Here is a 23,462-nt window from a genome sequence, read left to right on the forward strand (position 1 = left end):
TTTTTTCATACGGAAGTAATTTGAATTTCTTATTTTTAGCAAAACCCTATTAACCCATGAATAAAATCGGATTTAATGTTTTGGCTTGGTCGGCAGCGATGTCTGATGACCTCAAACCAATTTTGGACAGGCTGAAAAAGATCGGCTATGATGGTGCTGAGTTTTTTGTTGGCTCTGACGATATCCCTGCCTACAAAAGAATCGGAGAGCATTGCAAAAATATTGACTTGGAAGTAACCACGGTTTTTGTGCTCAGTCCGGAAGAAAACCTTGTCAGTCCGGATAACGATGTGCGCCAAAAGGGCCTTGAAAAAATCAAGTGGACTATTGACCGTTCGCATGATATGGGTTCGCAGGTGCTTTGTGGCCCTTTCCATTCTGCTTTTGCTACTTTTACCAAAGCCGCCCCTCAGGATATCGAGTATGCGCGCAGTGCTGAAATCCTCCATCAGGCAGGAGATTATGCCGCACAGGCAGGAATCCTGCTGACGCCTGAGGCACTCAACAGGTTTGAATGCTACCTCTGCAATACCATGGAGCAGCTTTCGCACCTGCTGAAGATCGTCAACCACCCCAATGTCAAGGCGATGTTTGACACCCATCATGCCAATATGGAGGAGAAAAAACTGGGAGAAGCCATTCACCGAATCTCACCTTACCTTGCCCATTTCCATATCAGTGAAAATGACCGGGGCACGCCGGGTTCCGGGCATGTGCCATGGGACGAGACTTTTGCTGCTTTGGCTGCCATCAAGTACAAGGGATGGCTGACCATCGAAGGATTCACAAGAAACGATCCTGACTTTGCCAATGCCATTGGGGTATGGAGGCAGTTTTCAGAACCTTGGGAAATGGCTGAAAGTGGGTATCGATTTATTAGGGAAATGGGAGAAAAGCATGGGCTGTAGGTATTTGTTATGCAATGACTAGACTTTGGTAATTTCACAATTACCCAAAAAAATATGGGAAGAATTCTGATTTTAACCATCGCTATTATTCTAAGCTTAGATCTCCTTGGTTTTTCTCAAGATGACCGGCCCAATATCATTTTCATCCTCACAGATGATCAAAGATGGGATGCTTTGGGATTTGCGGGAAACCAATTGATCCAAACCCCTGAAATGGACAGGCTTGCCTCAGAAGGGATATTTTTTGAAAATGCCTTTGTAACCACTCCTATCTGTGCAGCGAGTAGGGCCAGTATTTTGACAGGAACTTATGAAAGGACACATGGCTATACTTTTGGACAAGGTGAAATCAAGCAGCCATTTATTGATCAATCCTATCCTGCTATGATGAGAAATAGCGGTTACAACACCGGCTTTTTCGGAAAATTCGGTGTCAATTATTCCGGTTTTGAGGGGCTTTTTGATATTAGCGAGAATTATGACCGATTGGATCGCTACAAAGATAGAAGAGGTTATTTTTATAAAACCCTTGGTATGGATACAGTTCATTTGACCCGATATACAGGCCAAAAAGCCATTGAGTTTATCCGCCAAGCTCCCCAAGAAAAGCCATTTATGCTTTCTTTAAGTTTCAGTGCCCCGCATGCCCATGATCCGTCAGAGGAGCAATATTTTTGGGAGAAGGAATTTGATTCATTGTATGCATCACAATATTTTCCCGAGCCTCCTTTAAGTGATCAGGAATATTTTGATGTGCTACCTCCCTATGTTCGGGAAGGTGAAAACCGTAAACGTTGGAATTGGAGATTCGACACAAAGGAAAAATACCAAAGGAGTATGAAGGGATACTTTAGGATGATTTCTGAAATTGATCATGAAATCGGGTTGATAAGGGAAGAGTTATCAAAACAGGGAAAAGACAAAAACACGGTTATCATTTTTATGAGTGACAACGGCTATTTTTTGGGAGAGCGCCAACTGGCCGGAAAGTGGTTGATGTATGATAATTCCCTTCGGGTTCCGATGGTCATTTATGATCCCCGATCCGTCCATGGCCGAAAAGTAAAAGACCTGGTTTTGAATATTGATATAGCACCCACCATTTTTGACCTTGCCGGGCTTGATAAACCAAAATCTTGGCAAGGTCTAAGTTTAGCCGGATTTTTAGAAAAAAACAGTCCTATTTTGGGTCGGGAGGATTTTATTTGTGAACACCTTTGGCAGGTGGATATTATACCGCCAAGTGAAGGCCTCAGGACCAAAGAATGGAAATATTTCCGTTACATCAATGATCCTCAGCATGAGGAATTATATGATTTGAAATCAGATCCCTTAGAAAAGAATAACCTTGCCTTGAATCCTAAATTCAATGGCAGATTAATGGAAATGAGGAGAAAATTTGAGGATAAAGAAAAGGAATTGAGAAATTAAACCTAGCCGGGTAAAAAATGTAAGTCCTTTTCTTATTTGATTTTTTTCTATTTCAAAAACAAAAAATGTAAAAAAAAAGCCTAAGATTAAAAACTTAGGCTTTTTAGTAATTTCCAAACAGTTTATTTACAATCTGCACTGAAATTATCAACTTCAGCCGTCAACTGACCATTGGCATTTACCGTCATATGGAAAGTTATATGCCCTTTAAAGTTCGGGGCTTTCCCCTGACCTACAAGCAGAAAGGATCGAGTCAAAGTTACATTGCTACCTTTTGATGCATTGATAGATTCATTGATTGCCTCATTCACCTGATAAACCGCCCCTGATGTTTGTCCCACACCTATTCCTTTCAAATTAATATGCGATTTGTACATAGTATTTCCACTTTTGGAGGTAACAGCATTTGTAACCATATGGTATTCACCATTTAAATCAACTAATTCTCCACAAAAGTCAACTGTTGCCAAAAAAGGGAATCTGCCTTCACTTGACTGAGCTTTGACCTGACTGAATAGCATTAGTCCAATTGCTACAACGAGACTAATTTTTACAAGGATTTTCTTCATTTTTTTTCTGGGTTTAAGTTTGATTAAATTAATTATAGGTAATCGCCAAATTGCACCGAATTTGAAATAAATTTAAGAAATCACTTGTGGTTTTGGGATTTGGAAACAATACCCTCTAATGGCAAATCTTTACTTAGCGAGATAAAAAAATTTCCAAGGAAAAACTTATTGAAGTTGTTCCATTTAATGGTGAATGAATCAACTAATAAATTATAAAAAACACTCTTTATGTATATAATTTTAACAATAAATCATTGTCTTTCCAAATGCATTGCAAAGATTATTTTTTATTTGATCGGTCTATCAAATGGCAATTATGGAACCCCAACTGGGAGTAAAATAGGGTGTTTGTTAGGCATATCCTCGACAATTGTAGGGATGAAATTACACCTTCATATTTTATGAATTTATAATTCAAGTGATATGGAACTATCTTTCATTTGAGCGTATGGTTGAATAGTACAATTAAATCCCGATTGCTATCGTAACACCTGGGATGAAGTTCAATTGCTGTGGCTATGGTCTGTCGACTGTGGTCTATGGACAAATTTATCCTTGATCCTTCAACCAATCCCCCACCCTCTCATTAAAGTCCTCCAGATTTTCCCAATGGAAGGCATGGCCGCTTTTTTCATAGACATGCAATACCGATCCGGGGATGGCGGCAGCCACTTCTTTGGTCATCCAAACCGGCGTAAAAATATCCTCTTCGCCACCCAAGACAAAAACCGGGCAATTCACTTTTGCCAAGTCCTCCAAAACATCATGAGCCACACAGGCCGCAGCCTGTCCTTCCAGTCCGATCAACGGTTGGGGATTTGGATCCAAAGCGGCATTTTTCCGGTCTTCCAAAAGTCCTGCGTGAAATTCCTCATTGTCCCAGGATGGCTTGGAAAAAATCAATAACTGGATATAAACGCTAAATTCTTCAGGTTTCAATCTTGCTTTGCAGTCCTTCATGTGTTGGAAAATCGCCTTGGCCGCATTGTCACAGCATGCCCAAGGACACATCAGCACCATGGCTTTGACCCTGCTAGGAAAATGAATCGCCATCTGTTGGGCGATGATGCTGCCCATGGATACCCCGGCTACCTTGACCGCACCCAAACCCAAGTGATCCAACACCCCGATGCAGTCCTGCGCCATCTGAAGGGAAGTATAAGGGCCGGCCGGTTTATCGGATTTGCCAACTCCCCTGTTGTCCACGAGGATACAGCGAAAGGATTTTGCCCAATGGGCAACATGTTTTTCCCAGACACTTCCGGGTGCAGTGATTCCCATAATCAGGAGCAGCGGTTCTCCCGAGCCTTTTTCTTCAAAGTAGATGTTGGTTCCGTTGGTGGCGATGGTTGGCATTTTGAAAGAATTAAGAGTTAATAATAATGAATTTTGAATTAGTCCACAGACCACAGTCGACAGTCCACAGCATCCAAAATTGATATCTGTTGGGGTTTTATACAGTTAACCCAAAGAAGAGAATTGGTAAATGCACAATTATAAATGAAGAAATAAAGAATTTTCTGTGGAAAAAGAGAATTCTTTTTATTGTCTTTTTCGGTATTCGGAATCCGGCATTATTAATTCTGAATTCATAATTCTAAATTTCCCCTATCCTCTCGATTCTACTCACAACCTTGGAACAAGTGTTTCCTGAATCCATTTTCCGTCGTGCAAAGTGACAAAATCAGGATCTTCCAAGGCTTCTTTTCCCTCGTCTTCACAGATGATCCAACCTGGATAACCGATTTCCTTGAGCCACTTTGTGATTCCGATCAGGTCGACTTTTCCTTTTCCCATCAGTGCAAACTCCGGATTTCCATCCCAATCTTTGTAATGCACATGGTTGATGATGGATTGGTATTCTTTCATTTTGGCAATGGGGTTCATGCCGCCGTTGATGATGTGGCCGACGTCAGGACACCAACCTGTGGCAGACAGGTCAAGTCCCTCCAGGATGACTTTGTAATCGTCTTCTGTCCTTGTGATGGAGGTATGTGGGGAATTTGGGTGGAAACTGCTTTCTACTCCTTTTTCTTTGGCCCTTCGGGAAACAGTGTTCACGATATCTGTCAGGCTTTTTCTCCGCTGCACAATGTCATGCCTGCCGGTTGGAATCTGAACTGTGCAAAGGACCGAGCCAGGAAAACGCTGCAGCAAATCGATCGCATTGTCTGCGACCTTCCGCTCTTCCTCAGTTTCTTCTTTACCGTTCCAGTCCAAAGCCAAGGCTACCGCAGCCAGTTCAATACCCTGTTCCTTGAGTTTTTCCTCCACCAAAACCGGATCAGACAATTTGCCCATCCAGGAAAAAATAGGTTGGATCCCGGTAAAACCTGCTTGGGAAATGATCTCGATCATATGTCCCAACTGGTCTTTGTAGGTTTCCCCGTCGTTGTTCATATACCAGGTATAGACCTCAGCACCGAATTTGAATGGTAGTTTTTGCATGATTTTATTTTTGGGGTTTTTAATTGTTATCGTTCTTAACTCGACATTGGCTTACCTTAACTTCCAATCAAAATTTAAATAATGTCCGTGAAGACACGGACATGGGCGGGGAGCAAAGTTTTGATTTAAATAACAGCATTAAATCATCACTTTCCCTTCAATTCCTCATCAGGGATTGCCATGGTATGGTTTGCCAAAAGTTTGTATTGACCCTTTTCTTTGACATAGGTCCGCATAAAGTGGTAGATGACCGGATTGGTTCCCTTGTCCACTACAGTATAACCACTCACCACAACGGTATTTCCCAAAACCACCACTTTATGGTCACGTGATTTCCTTCCCCTTGTATCGTTTGCCTGACCGGCCTGAATCCGCTTGGCCTTGGCCACAACCGCTTCTTTTCCATCAATCAAATTCGCATGGTTGTGAACCCAGATAAAATCCGCAGCCAACAAATTCTCCAAAAAATCAACATCAGATTCCAAAAGTGCCTTTTCCCATCCTAGGTCTAGGTCAATAAGTTTTTGCTGTTCCTGAGTTTGAGCCAATGAAGGGAAAACCAGGAAGCAGAGTAACATTATTGTGGCAATTTTTTTCATGGCGTTTGGGTATTGCTTATTGGGTTAATGGTTATTGTTGATGGGTTAGGGCATAATTGGTTATTTGGTTAACTGAATTCTGGAGCATACCATTTTTTGAATATGGGTGGTTCCTGTATTCCTGGTATTTCGCTTCTGACTTCTTACCTTTTACTCTAATTCCAAGCTAAGAAACTTGGTAAATGGTACTTGGTTCCTTTTCCTCTTACCTTTCACTTCTCACCTAACTCCCCACTTCCCAATTTTCTACTTCTCCATCGGGTGCTCTTTGAGCAATTCGGCAGGAGAATAGAATCCCTTTTTGCCAGCAACCTTGGCCCTGACTTCTTTGACCTGATCGGGCCTGATGGGCGGTGCTTCATTGCCAAATGAGTTTCTCACATAAGTCAATACTGCGGCGATTTCATTGTCGTTGAGCATGCCTTCGTAAGGTGTCATCGGAACCTGACCCGGATATTCCCTACCCGATACTGTGATCGGTCCCATCAATCCTTTGAGCACGATCTTAATCAAACGCTCCTCACTGCCCAATACCCAAGGGGTACCCACGAGAGGCGGAAACAAAGAAGCAGAAAGTCCACGTCCGTCATTTTGATGACAGGTACTGCAAAATCCGTCTCTCGCATAGATTTCTTTGCCCATGTTATAGAGTTCAAGGTCACTTCCGGTCAACTTGGACTTGATGGTTTCCTCTTTTTTCTCCCTCACCGAAAGTCCATTGATATGGGCTACGGCTGCTTCATGGGCGTGGACCGACCATTTGTCCAAAGGCATTTTTTCTGCTTCAGCCAAAATCGGTAAGCCTTTTTCCCTTGGCAACCAAGATGCTGCCACGATCGCTTCCAAGCGAACTCTGCTATTCTCATCCTTGACGGCTTCCATCAGCAAACCAGCCTGATCATTTACCTGATGTCCTGAGTAGCGAAGTACCCTTACAGCAGCTGCTCTCGCCCTGAAATCCTTTGCCTTTAACATTTGCTTGAGCAATTTTTGATCGACCTTGTTCAATCCCCAACTCACCCACAATCCTTCCAAAAGATAATGCTCGTAGTTAGGATCATTTTTATCCAGCTTGGAAACCCAAGCTTCTATGGCTTGAAGCACCTCTTTGGGATCCCTTCCTCTGAGTTCACGGCGGGTGCGGTAACGCGTCCTGAATTCCGGCAGCTTCAGATTGTCAAGCAATTTGGGAATGGATGCGCCATAAACTTTCGCAGGTGTGACCAAAGGACGGGATGGATACGTGATCCTATATACCCTGCCATGTACGTGATCACGGAGCGGATCACGGGCATTGTGCTGCATGTGTCCGATCAGGACATTGTGCCAATCGATAAAATAAAGTGAACCGTCAGGCGCAAACTCCATGTCAACAGGACGGAAATTACGGTCAGATCCTTTCACTATGTCTTGTCTGAATTTGGTGATAAAACCGGTCCCTTCGTCCATGACCCGATGTTGCTTCATCCCCAAAAATCCAATGGTATTGGCGATCAACATGTCTCCCTGTACTTCCTCCGGGAAGTGTCTGCTGGAGACGAATTCCAATCCCGAAGTAGGGCGGACTTTATGCGCTTCTTCGATCAGGTTTTCGGATTTGTGGGTAGCTTCACCATACCTCGGCAATACCGATCCCGGCATCATCCACCTCACATCAGGACCTGAAGTTTCTGCAAAGAAATTTTGCCCCCAATCGTCAAAAGCAATTCCCCAAGGATTCGGTATCGATAACTGTGCAGTACGCTCAAGATGGCTTCTGGCAGGATTGAATCTGTAAAATCCGCCATTTGTCGCCCGGACAGGACCATAGGAAGTTTCGACATTGGTATGCAGAAAGACTCCCTCAGCCATGTAAATGGATCCGGAAGGATCTGCAGCGAAAGCCGAAATCACGTGGTGCGTATCGTGGTCATCAAATCCGCTCAAAAGTGTTTCAATCTTGTCGGCTTTGTCATCCCCATCGGTGTCAATCAGGATTTTGAGGTTGGTGCCCTGGGAGATATATACCCCCTCAGGAGCAATCTCAAAACCCATAATCAGGTGCAATCCATCGGCAAAAATGATTTGCTTGTCCGCTTTGCCATCATTATTGGTATCTTCCAAGATGATGAGCTTGTCATTTGGACGTGCATCTCCAGGCCTGTAATGCGGGTAACTCGGAACAGTGGCTACCCACAGTCTCCCTTTGTTGTCAAAGCTCATCTGAACAGGATTGGCCAAGTCAGGGAATTCCACTTCCGAAGCAAAAAGCTCGATTTTGTAACCTTCGGGAACAGTCAATTTGTCCAAAGCATCCTGACCGTAGAGGTATTCTGTACTTCCGTTTTGTTCAGGATTGTAATTGGTCTCGACAGGAGGCAATGTTCTGGTATTTTTGTCAGCTGCGGCCAAATCCATTTTCTCTCCTTTTGCAGCTTTCCAGATGGCCTCATCACGGATGGCAGTCATCTGACGGATTTTTTCCAATTCTGCAGGATAATTATCAGGGCCAAACGGAGCGTACCGGCGACCAAAAACATGGACCCCGTTGGGGATTTTGTAGTCATTGTGCCACATCCAGTTTTTTTCCATCACCATTTCATGGATCAAAGTGCGGTGTTCTTCCGCTTTTGGATTTTCATCCCCAAAAACAACATCGGCAAGCAAAACTGCCAATTTTTTATATCCTTCCTCATTCAGCTGAGATCCATCAATGGTCAAAGGTTCTGCACTCGAATCATACCATTCCTGTGAAGGTGCAAAAGCATCTACAAAAAGGACTTTATTCTTTTCAGAAACCTCCTTCATCGCTTGGGTATACAGCGCAAGGTTTTCATTTTCCTTTTTGCCATTCGGCAAATCCCTGATATCAGAAAGGTCCTCAAAGGCAATGGGGGAAATAATGGCAAGTTTGGGAGCGGCTTTCCCATTATACTGCTGCTTAAGGGTATGCTTGATAAAAGCATCGAGTTCGCCTTTGTAATTGTCCAATCCATCAGCACCCTGAAAGGATTCATTATATCCAAAAAACGCAAGGATCACATCTGCCTGATGTCTGGTAAGCCACTCATCAGGAGATTCAAAATGACCCTCAGAACCAGACTTGTTAGCAAATTCGGTCTGGAATTCTTCTGCTCCAGGAAATGCCCAAGGAGACTCTCTGCCGGAATGCGGTCTGAATCCCGGGGTATTGCCCCCATCTGCCATATTCCTGATATATAGCAAACTGTCCGGATAGCGCACATGCATTTCTGTCTCAAACTGCCCATATTCCATCATCCTAGAGGCAAGGTTGTTACCAATCAGGATAATGTGGGAGCCTTTGTTAAAATCAAGTGAATCGGATTTTTTGCATTGGTAAAAAATGGTGGAGACTAACAAAATCAAGGTGATTTTTAACAATCTTTTGCCGCTGTTTTTGATTGGGTTTATCATATGTGCTTTCCTTTATACATATTGCCCAAGATGGTCCTCCCGGGCATTGGTGGTTTTTTTGAATGATAAAAGTTTTTTTTATTTCCCGGTATTCTGTCCTGTCATATCCTGTTTACAGTCCTGAACCCGGTTGGGGAATTTCCCTTTAAGGTATACACAGGGAATTCAAATAGCAAACGGGAATTGGCAGTCGGCAAAAAGCTATTTTGAATTTAATAGATATCGGCTTCTTTGCAAGTAACCCAATATTCTTCTTCAGTCGGGACGGAAGACCGATGCACCGGGAAATTAAGTATGAAGAAAAAAATTAAAATGGATATCCTGTATTCTGGCACCATTGCGGACATACATATTAATTATCCCATCGAAAAAGACAAACGTGAAGGTACAGGATGGATTTTTATCCAAAAGAGAAGAAAATTAGGATTACGATTTCTTAATCAAATCTATTCCGTTAAATTTTAAGATGATTTCAGATGGCTTTTGGCTTTGGCAGTTTTTGGGGAGGCTCCATCCTATGGTGGTACATTTTCCTATTGCCCTGCTGCTGTTTGGCGCTTTTCTTGAATTCTTTACGATTGGTAAATTCCAATCCAAATTACGGCCCGGCATCAACCTGATGGTTTTGGCAGGCGCTGTATCCGTCTTGATAGCGGCTGTCTTTGGTCTTTTGCTGGCCACCAATGAAGCTGTGGAAGGTGACCTGTTAGACCTTCACCGATGGTTAGGGATTGGATCTGCGGTTTTTAGTGTAGCTGTACTTTACTTTTTGAATCAGGTTGGGAAGAAAAAACAAACCGGAAAAATCAAAGCTTACCGCGCAGTGCTATTTATAGCCGCCTTTGGAGTCGGATTTTCGGGACATTTTGGAGCATCCCTGACACATGGCGAGGATTTTTTGACTGAAACTTTCCCTTGGAACAACAGCAACGCTTATGATTCCGGCAGTTTTGACTTGGCTGCTTACGAAAGCGGCGCATCGGGATTAAGTCCGGAAAAGGAAATGCAATTGATCGGAGAAGTCCGGACGGTCTTGGCGCATAACTGCTACAAATGCCACAGCGGCGCAAAGACCGAAGGCGAGCTGAGGTTGGATGAAAGGGAATTTGTCTTTCAAGGAGGAGAATCCGGTGCTGTTATTTCACCTGGAAATCCTGATGAAAGTGAGCTCTTCCGCAGGATCAACTTGCCAAAAAACCACAAGGATGTCATGCCTTCCAAAGGAAAGCATTTGAGCAGGGAGGAAATTGACCTGATTGGTTTTTGGATAGAAAAAGGAGCACCTTGGCCCGATGGCGCCGAGCAAAAAAGCGTCTATCGGGTAGCGAAGTTGGCACCGAGAAAACCGGTATTACCACGGCTATCTGCCGGACTTGAAAATCCCATCGACCTTTGGGTGAATGCTTATTTCGAAGAAAATGAGTTAAAATGGCAGGCTGCTGTTGATGACAGGACTTACCTTCGCAGGATTTACCTAGATGTGGTTGGATTGGTTCCGAGCCCTGAAGAATTGGAATTGTTTACCACGGATTCCAATCCTGACAAAAGAGCGGTTTGGCTTCGGAAACTACTTGACAGAAATGATGATTATGCCACTCATTGGCTGACATTTTGGAATGATGCCCTGCGAAATGACTACACCGGAACCGGATACATCACCAATGGCCGATACAATATCACTGATTGGCTCTACAAATCCCTGCAAAGCAACAAACCCTATAATATTTTTGTCAAAGAATTATTGAATCCGACCGACGCTTCCAAAGGCTTTATCGAGGGAATCAGATGGAGGGGAACAGTCAATGCAAGCCAACGAACTGAGATGCAGGCCGCCCAAAATGTGGGACAGGTGATCTTGGGACTCAACCTCAAATGCGCTTCCTGCCACGACAGCTTTATAAGCGACTGGAAATTGGAAGAAGCCTATGCATTTGCCAATATTTTTGCGGATTCTACTTTGGAAGTCAGCAGGTGCGAAAAACCTATCGGAAAATTGGCAAGTACCAGGATCCTTTGGGAAGAACTTGGGGAGATGGACAGCAGCGCCACCCGCTCAGAAAAATTGAGGCAGTTATCAGAATACCTTATCCAACCGGCCAATGGTAGGATGTACCGTACCATCGTCAACCGTATCTGGAAACAGATGATGGGCCGCGGCATGGTCGAGCCCGTGGACGAAATGGAAAATGAACCTTGGAGTCAGGATTTGTTGGATTGGCTCGCATCGGATTTTGTAGAAAAAAACTATGACCTAAAGGAATTGATTTACCTGATCGGCACTTCCAAAATCTACCAATCGCAATCATCCGGGGTGAAAAGTGCCGACCTTTTTGTTGCCGCCGATTTTACTTTCAACGGGATGGTGAGGCGGAGAATGACTGCCGAACAATTTTCTGATGCAGTCAGTCAGGTTTTCAGTCCTGTTTTTGAAGAAAAAGACCTCAAATACAATCCAAGTCAACTTCTTACAGAACAAAGTTCCAATACCCACTTTACCCGGGCTTCCCTTGTAGCCAACAACAGCTTTCTCACAGCTTTGGGAACGCCAAACCGGGAAATTGTCTCTACCAATCGTGATTCACAGGCGAGTTTGTTACAGGCTTTGGAATTGACCAATGGGGAGCGACTCAACACAGTTTTGCAAAAAGGAGCAGCGCAGTGGAAAGAAAAATACAAAGACGGACCCGTCATTATTGAAGAGGTTTACAACAAAGCTTTGCTCCGAAAACCAAGCAAAAAAGAAAGTGAAATCGCCTTAGCGGCTTTGGGAAACTCTCCGGATGTGGGTCAGATACAGGATTTCTTTTGGGCAGTAATCCTGCTCCCTGAATTTCAGCTTATTTATTAAAAGGAAACAATGAGAAAGGACCTGAACAGAAGGGATTTTTTGAAAAAAACAAGCGCCGCCGCCATCGCAGCCATGGCTGCCGGTGCTCCTTTTGCAGGTTTGATGTCCTCTTGTAATTCAAAAATCTCCATTCCCGCTACAGCGGACACAGTCATTTTGCTCTTTATGGCGGGAGGAATGGCCCACACCGAAACCTTCGATCCCAAAAAATATACACCTTTCCGAAAAGGCATGCAATCAAGTGAAGTGCTGAGTACCTTCCCTTCGGTTCCTTCTGTTTTAGATGGCATCCATTTTTCCGAAGGACTGGAATCCATAGGAAAAATCATGGACAAAGGAACCCTGATCCGCTCCTATGTCGCTGCAGACCTCGGACATATTCTACATACACGCCACCAATACCATTGGCATACCTGCTACGAACCGCCGCAATCTGTGGTCGTGCCCCATCTCGGATCTTGGATTGCCAAAGAATTGGGTCCGCTCAATCCTGTCATTCCCCCTTTTATCAATATCGGTCAAAGATTTACTGTCGGGGAAGGAGAAGAGCTAAAGGCATTTCACAGTGCGGGATTTCTTGGAAGTGAGTTTGGACCTTTTCTGATTCCTGATCCTACATCAGGCTTAGAAAGCGTGAGGCCTCCGGTGGGAATGTCTACCAAAAGGTTTGAGTCCCGAAACCAACTCTATGAAAACCTGATCAAGGAAAGTGCGATGGGGGAATTTGGCAGTGATTACCAAAAGGAATCCCTCAAAAGATCCATGGAACAGGCTTATATGCTGTTGAATTCTCCTGAGGCCAAGGCTTTTGACCTGACTCAGGAACCAAAGGAAAGCTACGGCAGGTACAATACAGGGAAGTTTGGATTGGGATGCCTGTTGGCAAAAAGACTGGTCGATCAGGGAGCAAGATTTATCAGCGTGACGACTGAATACGAACCATTTTTCGGTTGGGATACCCATGACAATGGCCATACCCGATTGAAAGACATGAAGAAAATGATCGATGCACCGATAGCCCAATTGATCAAAGACCTGGATGAAAGCGGCAGGCTGGAACGAACAATGGTCATCGTCGCGAGTGAATTCAGCAGGGATATGCTTACTGAAGGCAGACCTGACTTGAAAGTCTTGGATCAGGTAGAAGTTCCGGAAATCATCGAAGACATGAAAAACTATGGCATGCACCGGCATTTTACTGATGGCTGCTCGGTATTGATGTTTGGGGGAGGAATCAAAAGAGGTCATGTTTTTGGCAAAACTGCCGATGAGCGTCCCTGCAAAACCATAGAAAATCCCATCAAAATAAATGACCTCCACCAAACGGTTTACCATGCATTGGGCATTGCTCCTGACACGAATTATATCATAGAGCAGAGGCCTTTTTACACCACACCGGACGGACATGGAAAAGCTGAAATGCGATTGCTGAAGGGTTAGTCATACCAAAAGCTCCAAAAAGTATATCCATGAACGGTTTTACTTGAAAATCAATTAACGCTAACTTGAAATGAAATTTTAAATTCCCGAAAACCCAATCAAACAAACCATCAACCGAACAATTTCAATCCCAAAAAAATATGTCCTACACCAAATTAACCTTAAAATTCCTCAGCCTTTTTTTGGTCACGGGAATTCTCTTTTCCTGTGGCAAAGGAACAGAAGAAGAAAGCAAACCCCTCCACCCAAAAGTTGCCAAATTAAAGCTACCTGAAGGTTTCAAAGCCGAGCACATCTACAGTCCGGGTGAAAACGAACAGGGGTCTTGGGTTGGGATGACCTTTGATGACAAAGGCCGAATGGTCGTCACAGACCAATACGGATCTCTGTACCGTCTGGAAATCCCTGCGATCGGTTCGGACTCTTTGGCTCCAAAAGTAGAAAAACTGAAAATCGGAACAGGTCCTGAGGACAAGATCGGGATGGGTTTTGCCCAAGGCGTACTCTTTGCTTTCAATAGCCTCTATGTCACCGTCAACCATAATGCGAATGAGACATTTGACAAAGGAACCGGTCTTTACAGACTTCAGGATCTGGACGGCGATGACCAATACGAACAGATTACCTTGATTAAATCTCTTCAGGGCGAACCAGGAGAACATGGTCCGCACAGCATGATTTTGTCACCTGACAAGAAGTCGATATTTATTGTGGCAGGAAACCATGTCGATGTGCCTGAAATGAATGCCTACAGAATCCCAAGGGTTTGGAATGAGGACAATGTCTTTCCTGTGATCAAAGATCCCCGTGGACATGCCAACAGCCGCATGGCTCCCGGAGGATGGATCGCTCAAATCGATCCTGAAGGAAAAAATTGGGAGCTCTTCAGCGTGGGTTTCAGAAATGCCTACGATATCGCTTTCAATGAAGCAGGAGAACTGTTTACCTATGATTCGGACATGGAATGGGATTTTGGCATGCCTTGGTACAGACCTACAAGAATCTGTCATGTCACAAGTGGAAGTGAGTTTGGATGGAGAACAGGCAACCAAAAATGGTCTCCCAATTATCCTGACAACCTTCCCGCCACTTTGAATATCGGACAAGGATCACCCACGAACGTGATGTTTGGAACGGGTGCAAAATTTCCTGAGAAATACCAAAAAGCGCTGTATGCTTTTGATTGGAGTTTTGGGATCATATACGCTGTCAGCCTGACCCCATCCGGCGCAACTTATTCGGCAACAGCAGAGGAATTTATTTCAGGTTCGCCACTTCCCTTGACAGATGGAGAGATCGGTCCCGATGGAGCAATGTATTTTATGACAGGAGGGCGAAGGTTGGAATCAGATTTATATCGGGTATACTATGCCGGTGATGAAGATAGCGAAGTAAGCAGCGCATCAACTGAAGTTCCTGAGGCCATTCAAACCCGAAGAAAACTGGAAGAATTCCATACCGGCGGGCCAAAAGCAGGTGCGGTGGATTTTGCATGGCCTTACCTGAAGGATGAAGACAGGTTTATCCAATATGCTGCAAGGGTCGCTTTGGAACACCAGCCAATCAGCGAATGGAAAGACAAAGCATTGGCTGAAAAAGATCCAAAAATCCTGACCCAAGCCATGATTGCCATGGCAAGACATGCTGACAAATCCCAGCAGCCAAAGATGCTTCAGGCAATGATAGGTGTAGATTATGGAAGTCTGAGCAATACCGATAAGCAAAACCTGATCCGCGCTTTTGAATTGACGCTGTTCAGACAAGGCGTCCCTGCGGGAGATTTGAAATCTCAGCTAGTGGCTTACCTGAATCCTAATTTCCCTTCAAATGACAATCACCTTGACAGGGCCTTGAGTAAAGTCTTGGTCTACATCGATGCACCTGATGCTGTTTCCAAAACTTTGGCATTGCTAAAAGACGCCAAAGACGATGCAGATTATCAGAAGACATTTACTTCTTCTTCGGATTTGATCTTGAGAAATCCCCAATATGGATTGGATATCGCAAAGATGCTTTCGAGCGTCCCTCCTGCCCAACAATCCTATTTGGCTACGGTTTTGGGAAATGCCAAAGTTGGTTGGACGCCTGAGCTGCATGAAGAATATTTCACCTGGATCCACGATGCTTTCCAATACAAGGGAGGCGTAAGTTATGTTGGATTCGTGGACAGGGCCAGAAAAATGGCTTTGACACATGTGCCCAAATCTGATTTTGAGAAATACAATGAAATGTCTGGGGCTTCCCTGCTGACCGGGAGTGGCAATGACCTTATCGTCAGCGATGTGCAGCCTGTCGGTCCGGGAAAAAGATGGACCGTAGAGGAAGCATTGCCGCTGATGGCGGATCTCAAAGGAAGGGATTTGGTAAAAGGAAAAGCCATGTACGCCGCTACTTTATGTCAATCCTGCCATACGATGAAGGGTGAAGGAGGAATTATCGGACCCGATCTCACACAGTTGGGCACGAGGTTTTCAGCAAAAGACATCCTCGATGCCACCATCAATCCAAACAATACCATTTCTGACCAATATGCCGCCACTATTTTCTATCTGGCTGATGGCAGCTCGATTTTGGGGAAATTGACCAATGAGGATGTGGACAAATATTTCATTTCCCAAAACCCATTCGCTCCCGATATGCTCAGGGAGATCCCCAAAAAAGATGTCAAGAGTAAAAAACTTTCTGAGATTTCGATCATGATGCCGGGAATGATCAACAGGCTCAATGAGGAAGAGTTGAAAGACTTGATGGCTTACCTGATCTCTGGTGGAAATGCTGAGCATGAAGTGTACAAGTAACAAGTGATATTTTCCATAATTAATCTAAAAACCAAATGAAAAAGTCAGCCTTTTGGCAAAATACTTTTCCAGTGATGACCCTTGTTTTAATCGGGTTGGCAGGATGCAACAATCCCGTACACAATACCGAAATGAAAAGCGGGGAAACGGGTATTGTCCCGCCAAGTACAGCTCCTGAACCTACCGGATTCGTCTCCATCTTTGATGGAAAAAGTCTCTCAGGATGGGAAGGCGATTCAACTTATTGGCGGGTGGAAGACGGGAATATTGTAGGTGAAATTACGCCTGAGACCATCCTTGACGCAAATTCCTTTTTGATTTGGCAAGGCGGTGAACCGGCGGATTTTGAACTCAAACTTGAAGTCAATATCACCAAGGACGGCAATTCCGGTATCAATTACAGGAGTGAAAGATTCACAGAGCTACCTTTTGCATTGCGCGGCTATCAGGCGGATATTGATGGCAAAAATGCCTACACAGGTCAAAACTACGAAGAAAGAAAGCGTACCACTTTGGCATATATCGGGCAAAAAACCACCATAGATCCCCAAACTCCTGCAGGTGAATTGCGGGATAACATTGAGAGAAATGCCTGGAAAGGCCTTCGCGTTATTGAAGAATTGGGAGATGCGGATTCCCTGAGGACATTGATCAAAAGCGAAGATTGGAATATGATCCATCTTGTGGTCAAGGGCAATGTGATGAAGCACTTTGTCAATGGCGTGCTGATCAGTGAGGTGGTGGATGAAGACACTGTCAACAGAAGTATGAAGGGGTTATTGGGAATTCAGGTCCATGTCGGTCCTCCGATGCAGGTCAAATTCCGGAATATCCAATTGAAGGAGCTTTAAGGTTCTTCCTTTGGTAGCAATAAAAAGTCCAACATGACAATACCATGTTGGACTTTTTGTTTTAAACTTTCGTGACCTAAATATCCGAATAATCAGTCGGATAAAGCAGTCGGGTATCATTTTTGGAAACCGTATTTTGGTATTCCTCCATCACTTTCATCCTGTCCCAATCAGGATCTGTTCCAAATGCTTTCCAATGCGCATCCCGTGATTCCATATTGGTAAATGTGGTCATGTACATCAGATTTGGCATTTGGGCACCGGCCAAAGTCTCGGCAAAAAATACAGGATTGAAATCCAATTTGAAGAAAATATCTATTTCTCCCTCATTGAACATTTTTACTTTCTGTCTATACAATCTTTCGGTCGCGGCCTCATAACTTCTCAATTCATATATTCTGTCTTTTTTAGGCCCCTCTACTTTTGATTCCATGAATCTGGCCATTCCCGAAAAAGCCTGCAAAAACGCAGTTTCTATTCTTTTGTATGGGGGATTATTGTGAGGTGCATTGATGTAGTCTTTTCCCGCGACTAGATAGGCAGCATCCTTATCCAATTTGGATTGAAGGCTCACATATTGCTTCAAGGACTTATATGGAATCCATACATATACTTTTTTACCGGCATCGGGTTGGATCGCAATCGGTTTGAAAACCCCGACTTTTTCTATTCCATTTCTATGCAAAGCTGGCAAAAGGGCATTTTGGAGGTAATTGTCAATCTGGCTTTCTTGGTTTTGATTTTCAATATGGTAAATCCTCAATTCATAATAATCCCTTTTGGTGCTTTGGGCTAAAAGCTCCGAAGCGAAAAAGAAGCAAATAATCCCAAGGAGGATCGGAAGTGATGTTTTGATTTTCATGGTTATTTTAGGTTTAAAGCTGTTTCAATGTACTGAAATCTCCATTTGGATTAGGAAGTAATTGATAATAAGCAGGAGAATTTTATGAATGGATAAAAATTTACAAAATGTCTTATGTACTTTTTGGTTCATCATTTCTGTAGGTTAAAATACACTGGAATAAATATTGGAATATTCTGAAAATCCGGAATTTTCATGCCTGGAAAAAGTTAAACTTGTCTTTTTTGATGGTTTTAAATGGCTAATTTTAAGGGAGATAAATTTCATGCCTGACAGAACAGGATACCGACATAGATTTCAGATGATAAATTGAATTTTGAATATTTTACAGGATTTATGAGCGATTTGAATGAGCTGAAGCAGTCCAATTGGAAAGACAAAATCTCCAACCGCATGCAGTTGGGAGGGATTGAAACATCCGTTTTGGACAATGGATTGGGTAAGGGAGTTCGGATCGCCTGGATCAATACCGGAACAGGCTTGAGATACAAAGTGGTACTTGACAGAGGAATGGACATTGCCGATGCCTTCTTCAATGCACACAGCCTGGCTTGGATCAGCCATGCAGGTATCACTTCACCTCAACCGTTTTCAAACAAAGGCATTGATTGGCTGAGGACATTTGGAGGAGGATTGTTGACCACCTGTGGGCTTTCACATGTTGGCGGTCCCGAATCCGATGAATTTGGAAATCGAGGATTACATGGAAATGCAAGTAATATCCCCGCAGAAATCACATCCATCATTCAACCTGATCCACTTAATGGAAACATGGAAATGAGTATATCCGGCATCATTCGGGAGACTACCTGCTTTGGTCCTTCATTGGAGATGAAAAGAACCATTTCGGGAATATTGGGCGAGCCTGTTATCAAGGTCAAGGACGAAATCACCAACCTTGGGAATACGCCGGCACCTCACATGTTGCTCTATCATTTGAATTGCGGTTGGCCGCTGATAGATGAAGGAACAGAAATCGTTTGGGAAGGAAAATGGAATTCCATGGACAACGATCCGAACAATAGAATTTTCAACCCAAAAAACAACTTCAAAAAATGCCCTGCTCCGATGGATGCCCATGCAGGATTTGGCGAAGATGTAGCCTTTATTGATCCCAAAGCCGATGAAAACGGAAAAAGCACCTGCGGATTTGTCAATCAAAAACTTGGAATCGGTCTTTCTCTTACCTTCAACAAGAACCAGCTTCCTTGGCTGATCAACTGGCAACATTGGGGAAAAGGTGAATATGTGACTGCACTAGAGCCAGCCACTAATCCACCTATCGGCCAGAGTGGTGCAAGAAAAAAAAGAACCCTGATCCTATTGGAACCCAAAGAAAAAAGAATCTATGACTTGGAAATCAGAATTATTTCTTCAAAAGAGGGAATTGAAAAACTAATCTAATTAATCAATAACCTCTTTTTTCAATATCCATTAATATCAAATATCAATTAATATCAGATAGAAATATATTAAGCTTATTTATCAATCAACACAACCCAATAACCAATAACAACAATGAGTTTGGCAAAAAAAGCATTAGACCAAGGAGAAGGAATTCTGAGATTGACCCCAACATGGGTGCCGCGTTCTTTTTGTGTTCCGGGAAGGCGGATCAAACTCCATCCTGACGATTACTATGCGCTCGGTGGAGCCCGGGGAGGTATTGACGAGCGTTGGTTTTCTTCGACCACTCCTGCCCAAAACGGCCCCTTAACAAGTAAAAATGAAGGTCTCAGCCACATCGCATTTGAAGACGGTGGCAAAACGGAGCTTTTCTTGTTGAAAGATGCCATAGCCGACATCGGGGCCCAAATCATCGGTGACAGGTTATGGAACAAATACAAATCGTGGCCGATGTATTCCAAGTTTTTTGACAATATGGGCCCGCTTCCTCACCATATCCATCCGAGTGATGAATTCGGTGCACTAACCGGACAAAACGGCAAACCCGAAGCTTACTATTTTCCACCGCAGGTGAATAACCACGGCGGGGATTTTCCCTATACTTTCTTTGGAATTGCCCCGGGGACATCCAAGGAAACCATCCTTGACTGTTTGAAAAACTTCAACAAGGGCGACAACAAGATCACCAATTATTCTCAGGCATTCAGACTACAACCCGGAACAGGTTGGGATGTGCCCCCCGGAATGCTACATGCACCGGGTAGTTTGTGTACTTACGAACCACAAAAAGCTTCAGATATTTTTGCCATGTACCAGTCCTTGGTCAATGAGGCCATCATTCCGGATGAACTCCTATGGAATGCCACTCCAAAAGACCGAATCGGAGATTATGAGCTGCTTTTGGAGATGATCGATTGGGATTTGAATGTCAATCCAAACCTGATGGACAACCACTACATGGAACCAAAGCCCGTGCAGGATATTGAGAAAATGCATGCTGCAGGATACCATGAGTCTTGGATTTGCTATCGCTCTCACGATTACAGTGCCAAAGAACTGACAGTTTTCCCGGGTCAGACCGTAACCATTACCGACAATGCCGCTTACGGCATGATCATGATGCAGGGCCATGGAAAAATGGGGGCTTGGGATATCGAAACACCTGCCTTGATCCGGTTTGGACAGTTGACCCATGACGAGTATTTCGTCAGCGAAAAAGCTGCTATGGCCGGTGTCAAAATCACAAACCATTCAAAAACAGATCCCATTGTAATGTTGAAGCATTTCGGTCCTGACAATCCGGATTTGAAACTTTGATAATTAAAGTACAAAGTATCAAGAACCAAGTACCAAGCAAAATAAGAGGCGAGATATTAGAGCCGAGAAGCGAGAAAAGCTCGGATTCAAAATCAATTAACCAAATAACCATTAACCTTCTAGCAAAATACCCATTAACCGAATAACCATAATCCATCCAATAACCATTAACAAATAACCAAAATACCATGTCCCAAAATAACTATCCAAAACTACACAATGCGACTTGGCCGGGTATTGTGGGGAAAGGCCCCGACTCAGAGCCAATCATTTCATTTGAAGACATGCTGCAATATACCGCCGCCGCAGAAGTCAATGGGGTAAAGTTTGACGGTATTGATATCGGGCTTTTTGATCCACATATTGATCTGGATATGTCCGATGACGGTATCAAGAGATTGGCAGAAAAAGTGCAGAAACTCAACCTGAATATCGGAAGCCTTGTTGCTCCGATCTGGGGTGGACCTGCTATGGGAAGTAAGGAAGACCGTGCCCTTTTTGTGGAAATGGTCCGAAAATCATGTGTTTTCGGTCAAAAACTCAAAGACCTTGGTGTGAGACCTTACGGAATAGTAAGGATCGATTCGGCCAGCAGTGTTGAAAACTGGGCCAAAGACCCGATCAACAATACCAAACTGATTGCACAGACATTCAGAGAAGCCTGTGATGTGGCTGCGGATTTTGGAGAAAAGCTCGCTGCCGAAGGTGAAATCTGCTGGGGAGGCATGCACAGTTGGAGGGCGATGGTGGACACCCTTGACCAGACCAACAGGCCCAACATCGGATTCCAGGCAGATATGTCCCATACTTTCCTTTACATGTTGGGTTACAACAGCCCGGATGACAGGATTCTTCCAAAGAACTTTGACTGGAATGACCGGGAGACATTGGATGAAGCATTCAAAAAATTGACAAAAGCACTCCGACCTTGGACCATTGATTTCCATGTGGCACAAAATGACGGGACAGTTTTCGGTTCGGGTTCGCATGACAAAACAGGCAGACATTGCCTTGCTAATGATCCAAATGGCAAACTTGACATTGCTAGAGACGCAGGCCATTGGCTGCGAAATGCAGATGGAGAACTCACCAAAGCTTTCCAGCATATTTGTTGGGATGGCTGTATGTTTCCCAATGCCGTGATGGGCAAGCAGCAGACTTGGAACGATATCCTTGCCAAAATGATCGAAGTGCGCAATGCACATGGATGGGTTGGATAAGTGGGAAGTATAAAGTCAGAAGTTGGAAGTGAAAAGTGAGAGGTAAGAGGTAAGAGGTAGGAAGTAGGAAGTGAATGGTGGGAGGTAATCGGTAAAGACTTCAAAACTTTTTTTAACCTTGAAACTTTTAAACTTTCCAACCCTTTGAAATTTTCAAATCTTTAAATCCAAAATAATGAGCAAAAAACATATAAGAATCGGACTCATAGGAACGGGCTTGATGGGTAGAATTCACACCAACGCCTATAAGCGCATCCCTGACTTTTTTCCTGAATTTGAATACCTGCCAGTATTGCAGGCTGTATGCGCAAGGAGGGAAGATAAGGTCAAAGCCTTTGCTGAACAGTGGGGCTATACCTCCTACGAAACTGACTGGAAGAAACTGATTGCGAGAGATGACATTGATGCGGTGGACATTTGTACCCCCAATGCTTTTCATGCCGAAATAGCCATTGCGGCAGCTGCTGCAGGAAAGATGATCCTTTGTGAAAAACCGCTTTCCAAAACTTTGGAGGAAGGCGAGAAAATGGTCAAAGCTGTAGAAAAGGCAGGTATTGCAAATACTGTCTGGTACAATTATAGAAAAGTCCCGGCCGTGACTTTAGCCAAGCAAATCGTCGACTCGGGAAAACTTGGTAAAATATTCCATTACCGCGCCAACTTCCTTCAGGACTGGACAATCAATCCCGAACTGCCACAAGGTGGAGATGGGCTCTGGAGATTGGATGTAGACGCTGCAGGTTCGGGGGTGACCGGAGACCTTTTGGCGCATTGCATCGATACGGCCATGTGGCTTAATGGCGGCATCAAAGATGTTTCATCCATGACCGAAACTTTCGTCAAAGAAAGGGTTCATCAGGGAAGCGGACAGGTTCAGAAAGTCGGTATTGACGATGCATGTATTTTTCATTGCCACTTTGACAATGGATCCCTCGGGCTTTTTGAAGCTACCAGGTATGCAAGAGGGCACAAAGCCCTTTATACCTTTGAAATAAACGGGGAACATGCCTCCATCAGGTGGGATTTACACGACATGAACTGGCTGGAATATTTTGACCATAAAGATGATCCTCATGTCAGGGGATGGAGAAAAATCCACATTACTGAAGGAGAACAACCTTACATGAAAAGGTGGTGGATTCCCGGAACTAGCATCGGGTATGAGCATTCTTTCATCCATCATGCAGCGGATTTTTTCCAAAGCTTAGAAACCGGGAAACCCTGCTCACCGACTTTCAAAGATGCCTACGAAACCCAAAAAGTCTGTCAGGCAGTCCTTGACTCCGCAGCCTCAAAAAGTTGGAAAGATACAGGGGTAGATTGGACAGAGAAGTAAACCAAAAGAGCATA

16 protein-coding genes are annotated in these 23,462 nt (G+C 44.0%); 10 read left to right on the forward strand and 6 right to left on the reverse strand.

The window, feature by feature from the left end; genetic code table 11:
- Window positions 1–56: 56 nt before the first annotated feature.
- On the forward strand, window positions 57–908 hold the full coding sequence (locus NU887_RS13195; RefSeq protein WP_258423850.1) for a sugar phosphate isomerase/epimerase family protein: 852 nt from the start codon (window positions 57–59) through the stop codon (window positions 906–908).
- A 54-nt stretch (window positions 909–962) separates the two neighbouring features.
- Window positions 963–2,339, forward strand: a complete 1,377-nt coding sequence (locus NU887_RS13200) for a sulfatase family protein (protein ID WP_258423851.1) — start codon at window positions 963–965, stop codon at window positions 2,337–2,339.
- A gap of 122 nt (window positions 2,340–2,461) precedes the next feature.
- Here NU887_RS13200 and NU887_RS13205 read toward each other — a convergent pair whose 3' ends face one another.
- The 5 genes from NU887_RS13205 to NU887_RS13225 form a co-directional block, all read right to left on the reverse strand.
- Complete coding sequence (locus tag NU887_RS13205) at window positions 2,462–2,908, reverse strand: hypothetical protein (protein ID WP_258423852.1); 447 nt, start codon at window positions 2,906–2,908, stop codon at window positions 2,462–2,464.
- 549 nt (window positions 2,909–3,457) lie between these two features.
- Window positions 3,458–4,264, reverse strand: a complete 807-nt coding sequence (locus tag NU887_RS13210) for an alpha/beta fold hydrolase (RefSeq protein ID WP_258423853.1) — start codon at window positions 4,262–4,264, stop codon at window positions 3,458–3,460.
- A 270-nt stretch (window positions 4,265–4,534) separates the two neighbouring features.
- Window positions 4,535–5,356 (reverse strand): sugar phosphate isomerase/epimerase family protein, encoded by an 822-nt coding sequence (locus tag NU887_RS13215; RefSeq protein WP_258423854.1) that lies wholly within the window; start codon window positions 5,354–5,356, stop codon window positions 4,535–4,537.
- Window positions 5,357–5,502: 146 nt separating this feature from the next.
- Complete coding sequence (locus NU887_RS13220; protein WP_258423855.1) at window positions 5,503–5,955, reverse strand: nuclear transport factor 2 family protein; 453 nt, start codon at window positions 5,953–5,955, stop codon at window positions 5,503–5,505.
- Between the two features lie 246 nt (window positions 5,956–6,201).
- Window positions 6,202–9,369, reverse strand: coding sequence for a PVC-type heme-binding CxxCH protein (locus tag NU887_RS13225; protein ID WP_258423856.1), 3,168 nt, complete (start codon window positions 9,367–9,369; stop codon window positions 6,202–6,204).
- 466 nt (window positions 9,370–9,835) lie between these two features.
- Between NU887_RS13225 and NU887_RS13230 the strand changes: the two genes are divergently transcribed.
- The 4 genes from NU887_RS13230 to NU887_RS13245 all read left to right on the forward strand — a co-directional run bounded on the left by NU887_RS13230 (window position 9,836) and on the right by NU887_RS13245 (window position 17,306).
- Window positions 9,836–12,217 (forward strand): DUF1549 domain-containing protein, encoded by a 2,382-nt coding sequence (locus NU887_RS13230; RefSeq protein ID WP_258423857.1) that lies wholly within the window; start codon window positions 9,836–9,838, stop codon window positions 12,215–12,217.
- A 9-nt stretch (window positions 12,218–12,226) separates the two neighbouring features.
- Complete coding sequence (locus tag NU887_RS13235) at window positions 12,227–13,657, forward strand: DUF1501 domain-containing protein (protein WP_258423858.1); 1,431 nt, start codon at window positions 12,227–12,229, stop codon at window positions 13,655–13,657.
- 140 nt (window positions 13,658–13,797) lie between these two features.
- A complete protein-coding gene (locus tag NU887_RS13240) occupies window positions 13,798–16,455 on the forward strand; it encodes a c-type cytochrome (protein WP_258423859.1) in 2,658 nt (885 codons plus the stop codon).
- A 131-nt stretch (window positions 16,456–16,586) separates the two neighbouring features.
- The gene (locus NU887_RS13245) at window positions 16,587–17,306 is read left to right on the forward strand and encodes a 3-keto-disaccharide hydrolase (RefSeq protein WP_258423884.1); all 720 of its coding nucleotides are present in this window, start codon (window positions 16,587–16,589) and stop codon (window positions 17,304–17,306) included.
- A gap of 76 nt (window positions 17,307–17,382) precedes the next feature.
- On the opposite strand, the gene NU887_RS13250 is transcribed toward NU887_RS13245, so the two are convergent.
- Complete coding sequence (locus NU887_RS13250) at window positions 17,383–18,168, reverse strand: NIPSNAP family protein (protein ID WP_258423860.1); 786 nt, start codon at window positions 18,166–18,168, stop codon at window positions 17,383–17,385.
- Window positions 18,169–18,504: 336 nt separating this feature from the next.
- Here NU887_RS13250 and NU887_RS13255 point away from each other — a divergent pair, with 336 nt between their 5' ends.
- From NU887_RS13255 to NU887_RS13270, 4 genes are all read left to right on the forward strand, one after another.
- Window positions 18,505–19,572, forward strand: coding sequence for an aldose 1-epimerase family protein (locus NU887_RS13255; protein ID WP_258423861.1), 1,068 nt, complete (start codon window positions 18,505–18,507; stop codon window positions 19,570–19,572).
- A gap of 114 nt (window positions 19,573–19,686) precedes the next feature.
- Complete coding sequence (locus tag NU887_RS13260) at window positions 19,687–20,892, forward strand: cupin domain-containing protein (RefSeq protein ID WP_258423862.1); 1,206 nt, start codon at window positions 19,687–19,689, stop codon at window positions 20,890–20,892.
- 188 nt (window positions 20,893–21,080) lie between these two features.
- Entirely contained in the window at window positions 21,081–22,112 is a 1,032-nt protein-coding gene (locus NU887_RS13265) for a sugar phosphate isomerase/epimerase family protein (RefSeq protein ID WP_113925694.1), read from the forward strand.
- Window positions 22,113–22,284: 172 nt separating this feature from the next.
- The gene (locus NU887_RS13270) at window positions 22,285–23,448 is read left to right on the forward strand and encodes a Gfo/Idh/MocA family protein (protein ID WP_258423885.1); all 1,164 of its coding nucleotides are present in this window, start codon (window positions 22,285–22,287) and stop codon (window positions 23,446–23,448) included.
- Window positions 23,449–23,462 lie beyond the last annotated feature (14 nt).

The sequence above is a fragment of the Aquiflexum gelatinilyticum genome, from assembly GCF_024741135.1.
In the GTDB taxonomy this organism is placed as follows: Bacteria; Bacteroidota; Bacteroidia; order Cytophagales; family Cyclobacteriaceae; genus Cognataquiflexum; species Cognataquiflexum gelatinilyticum.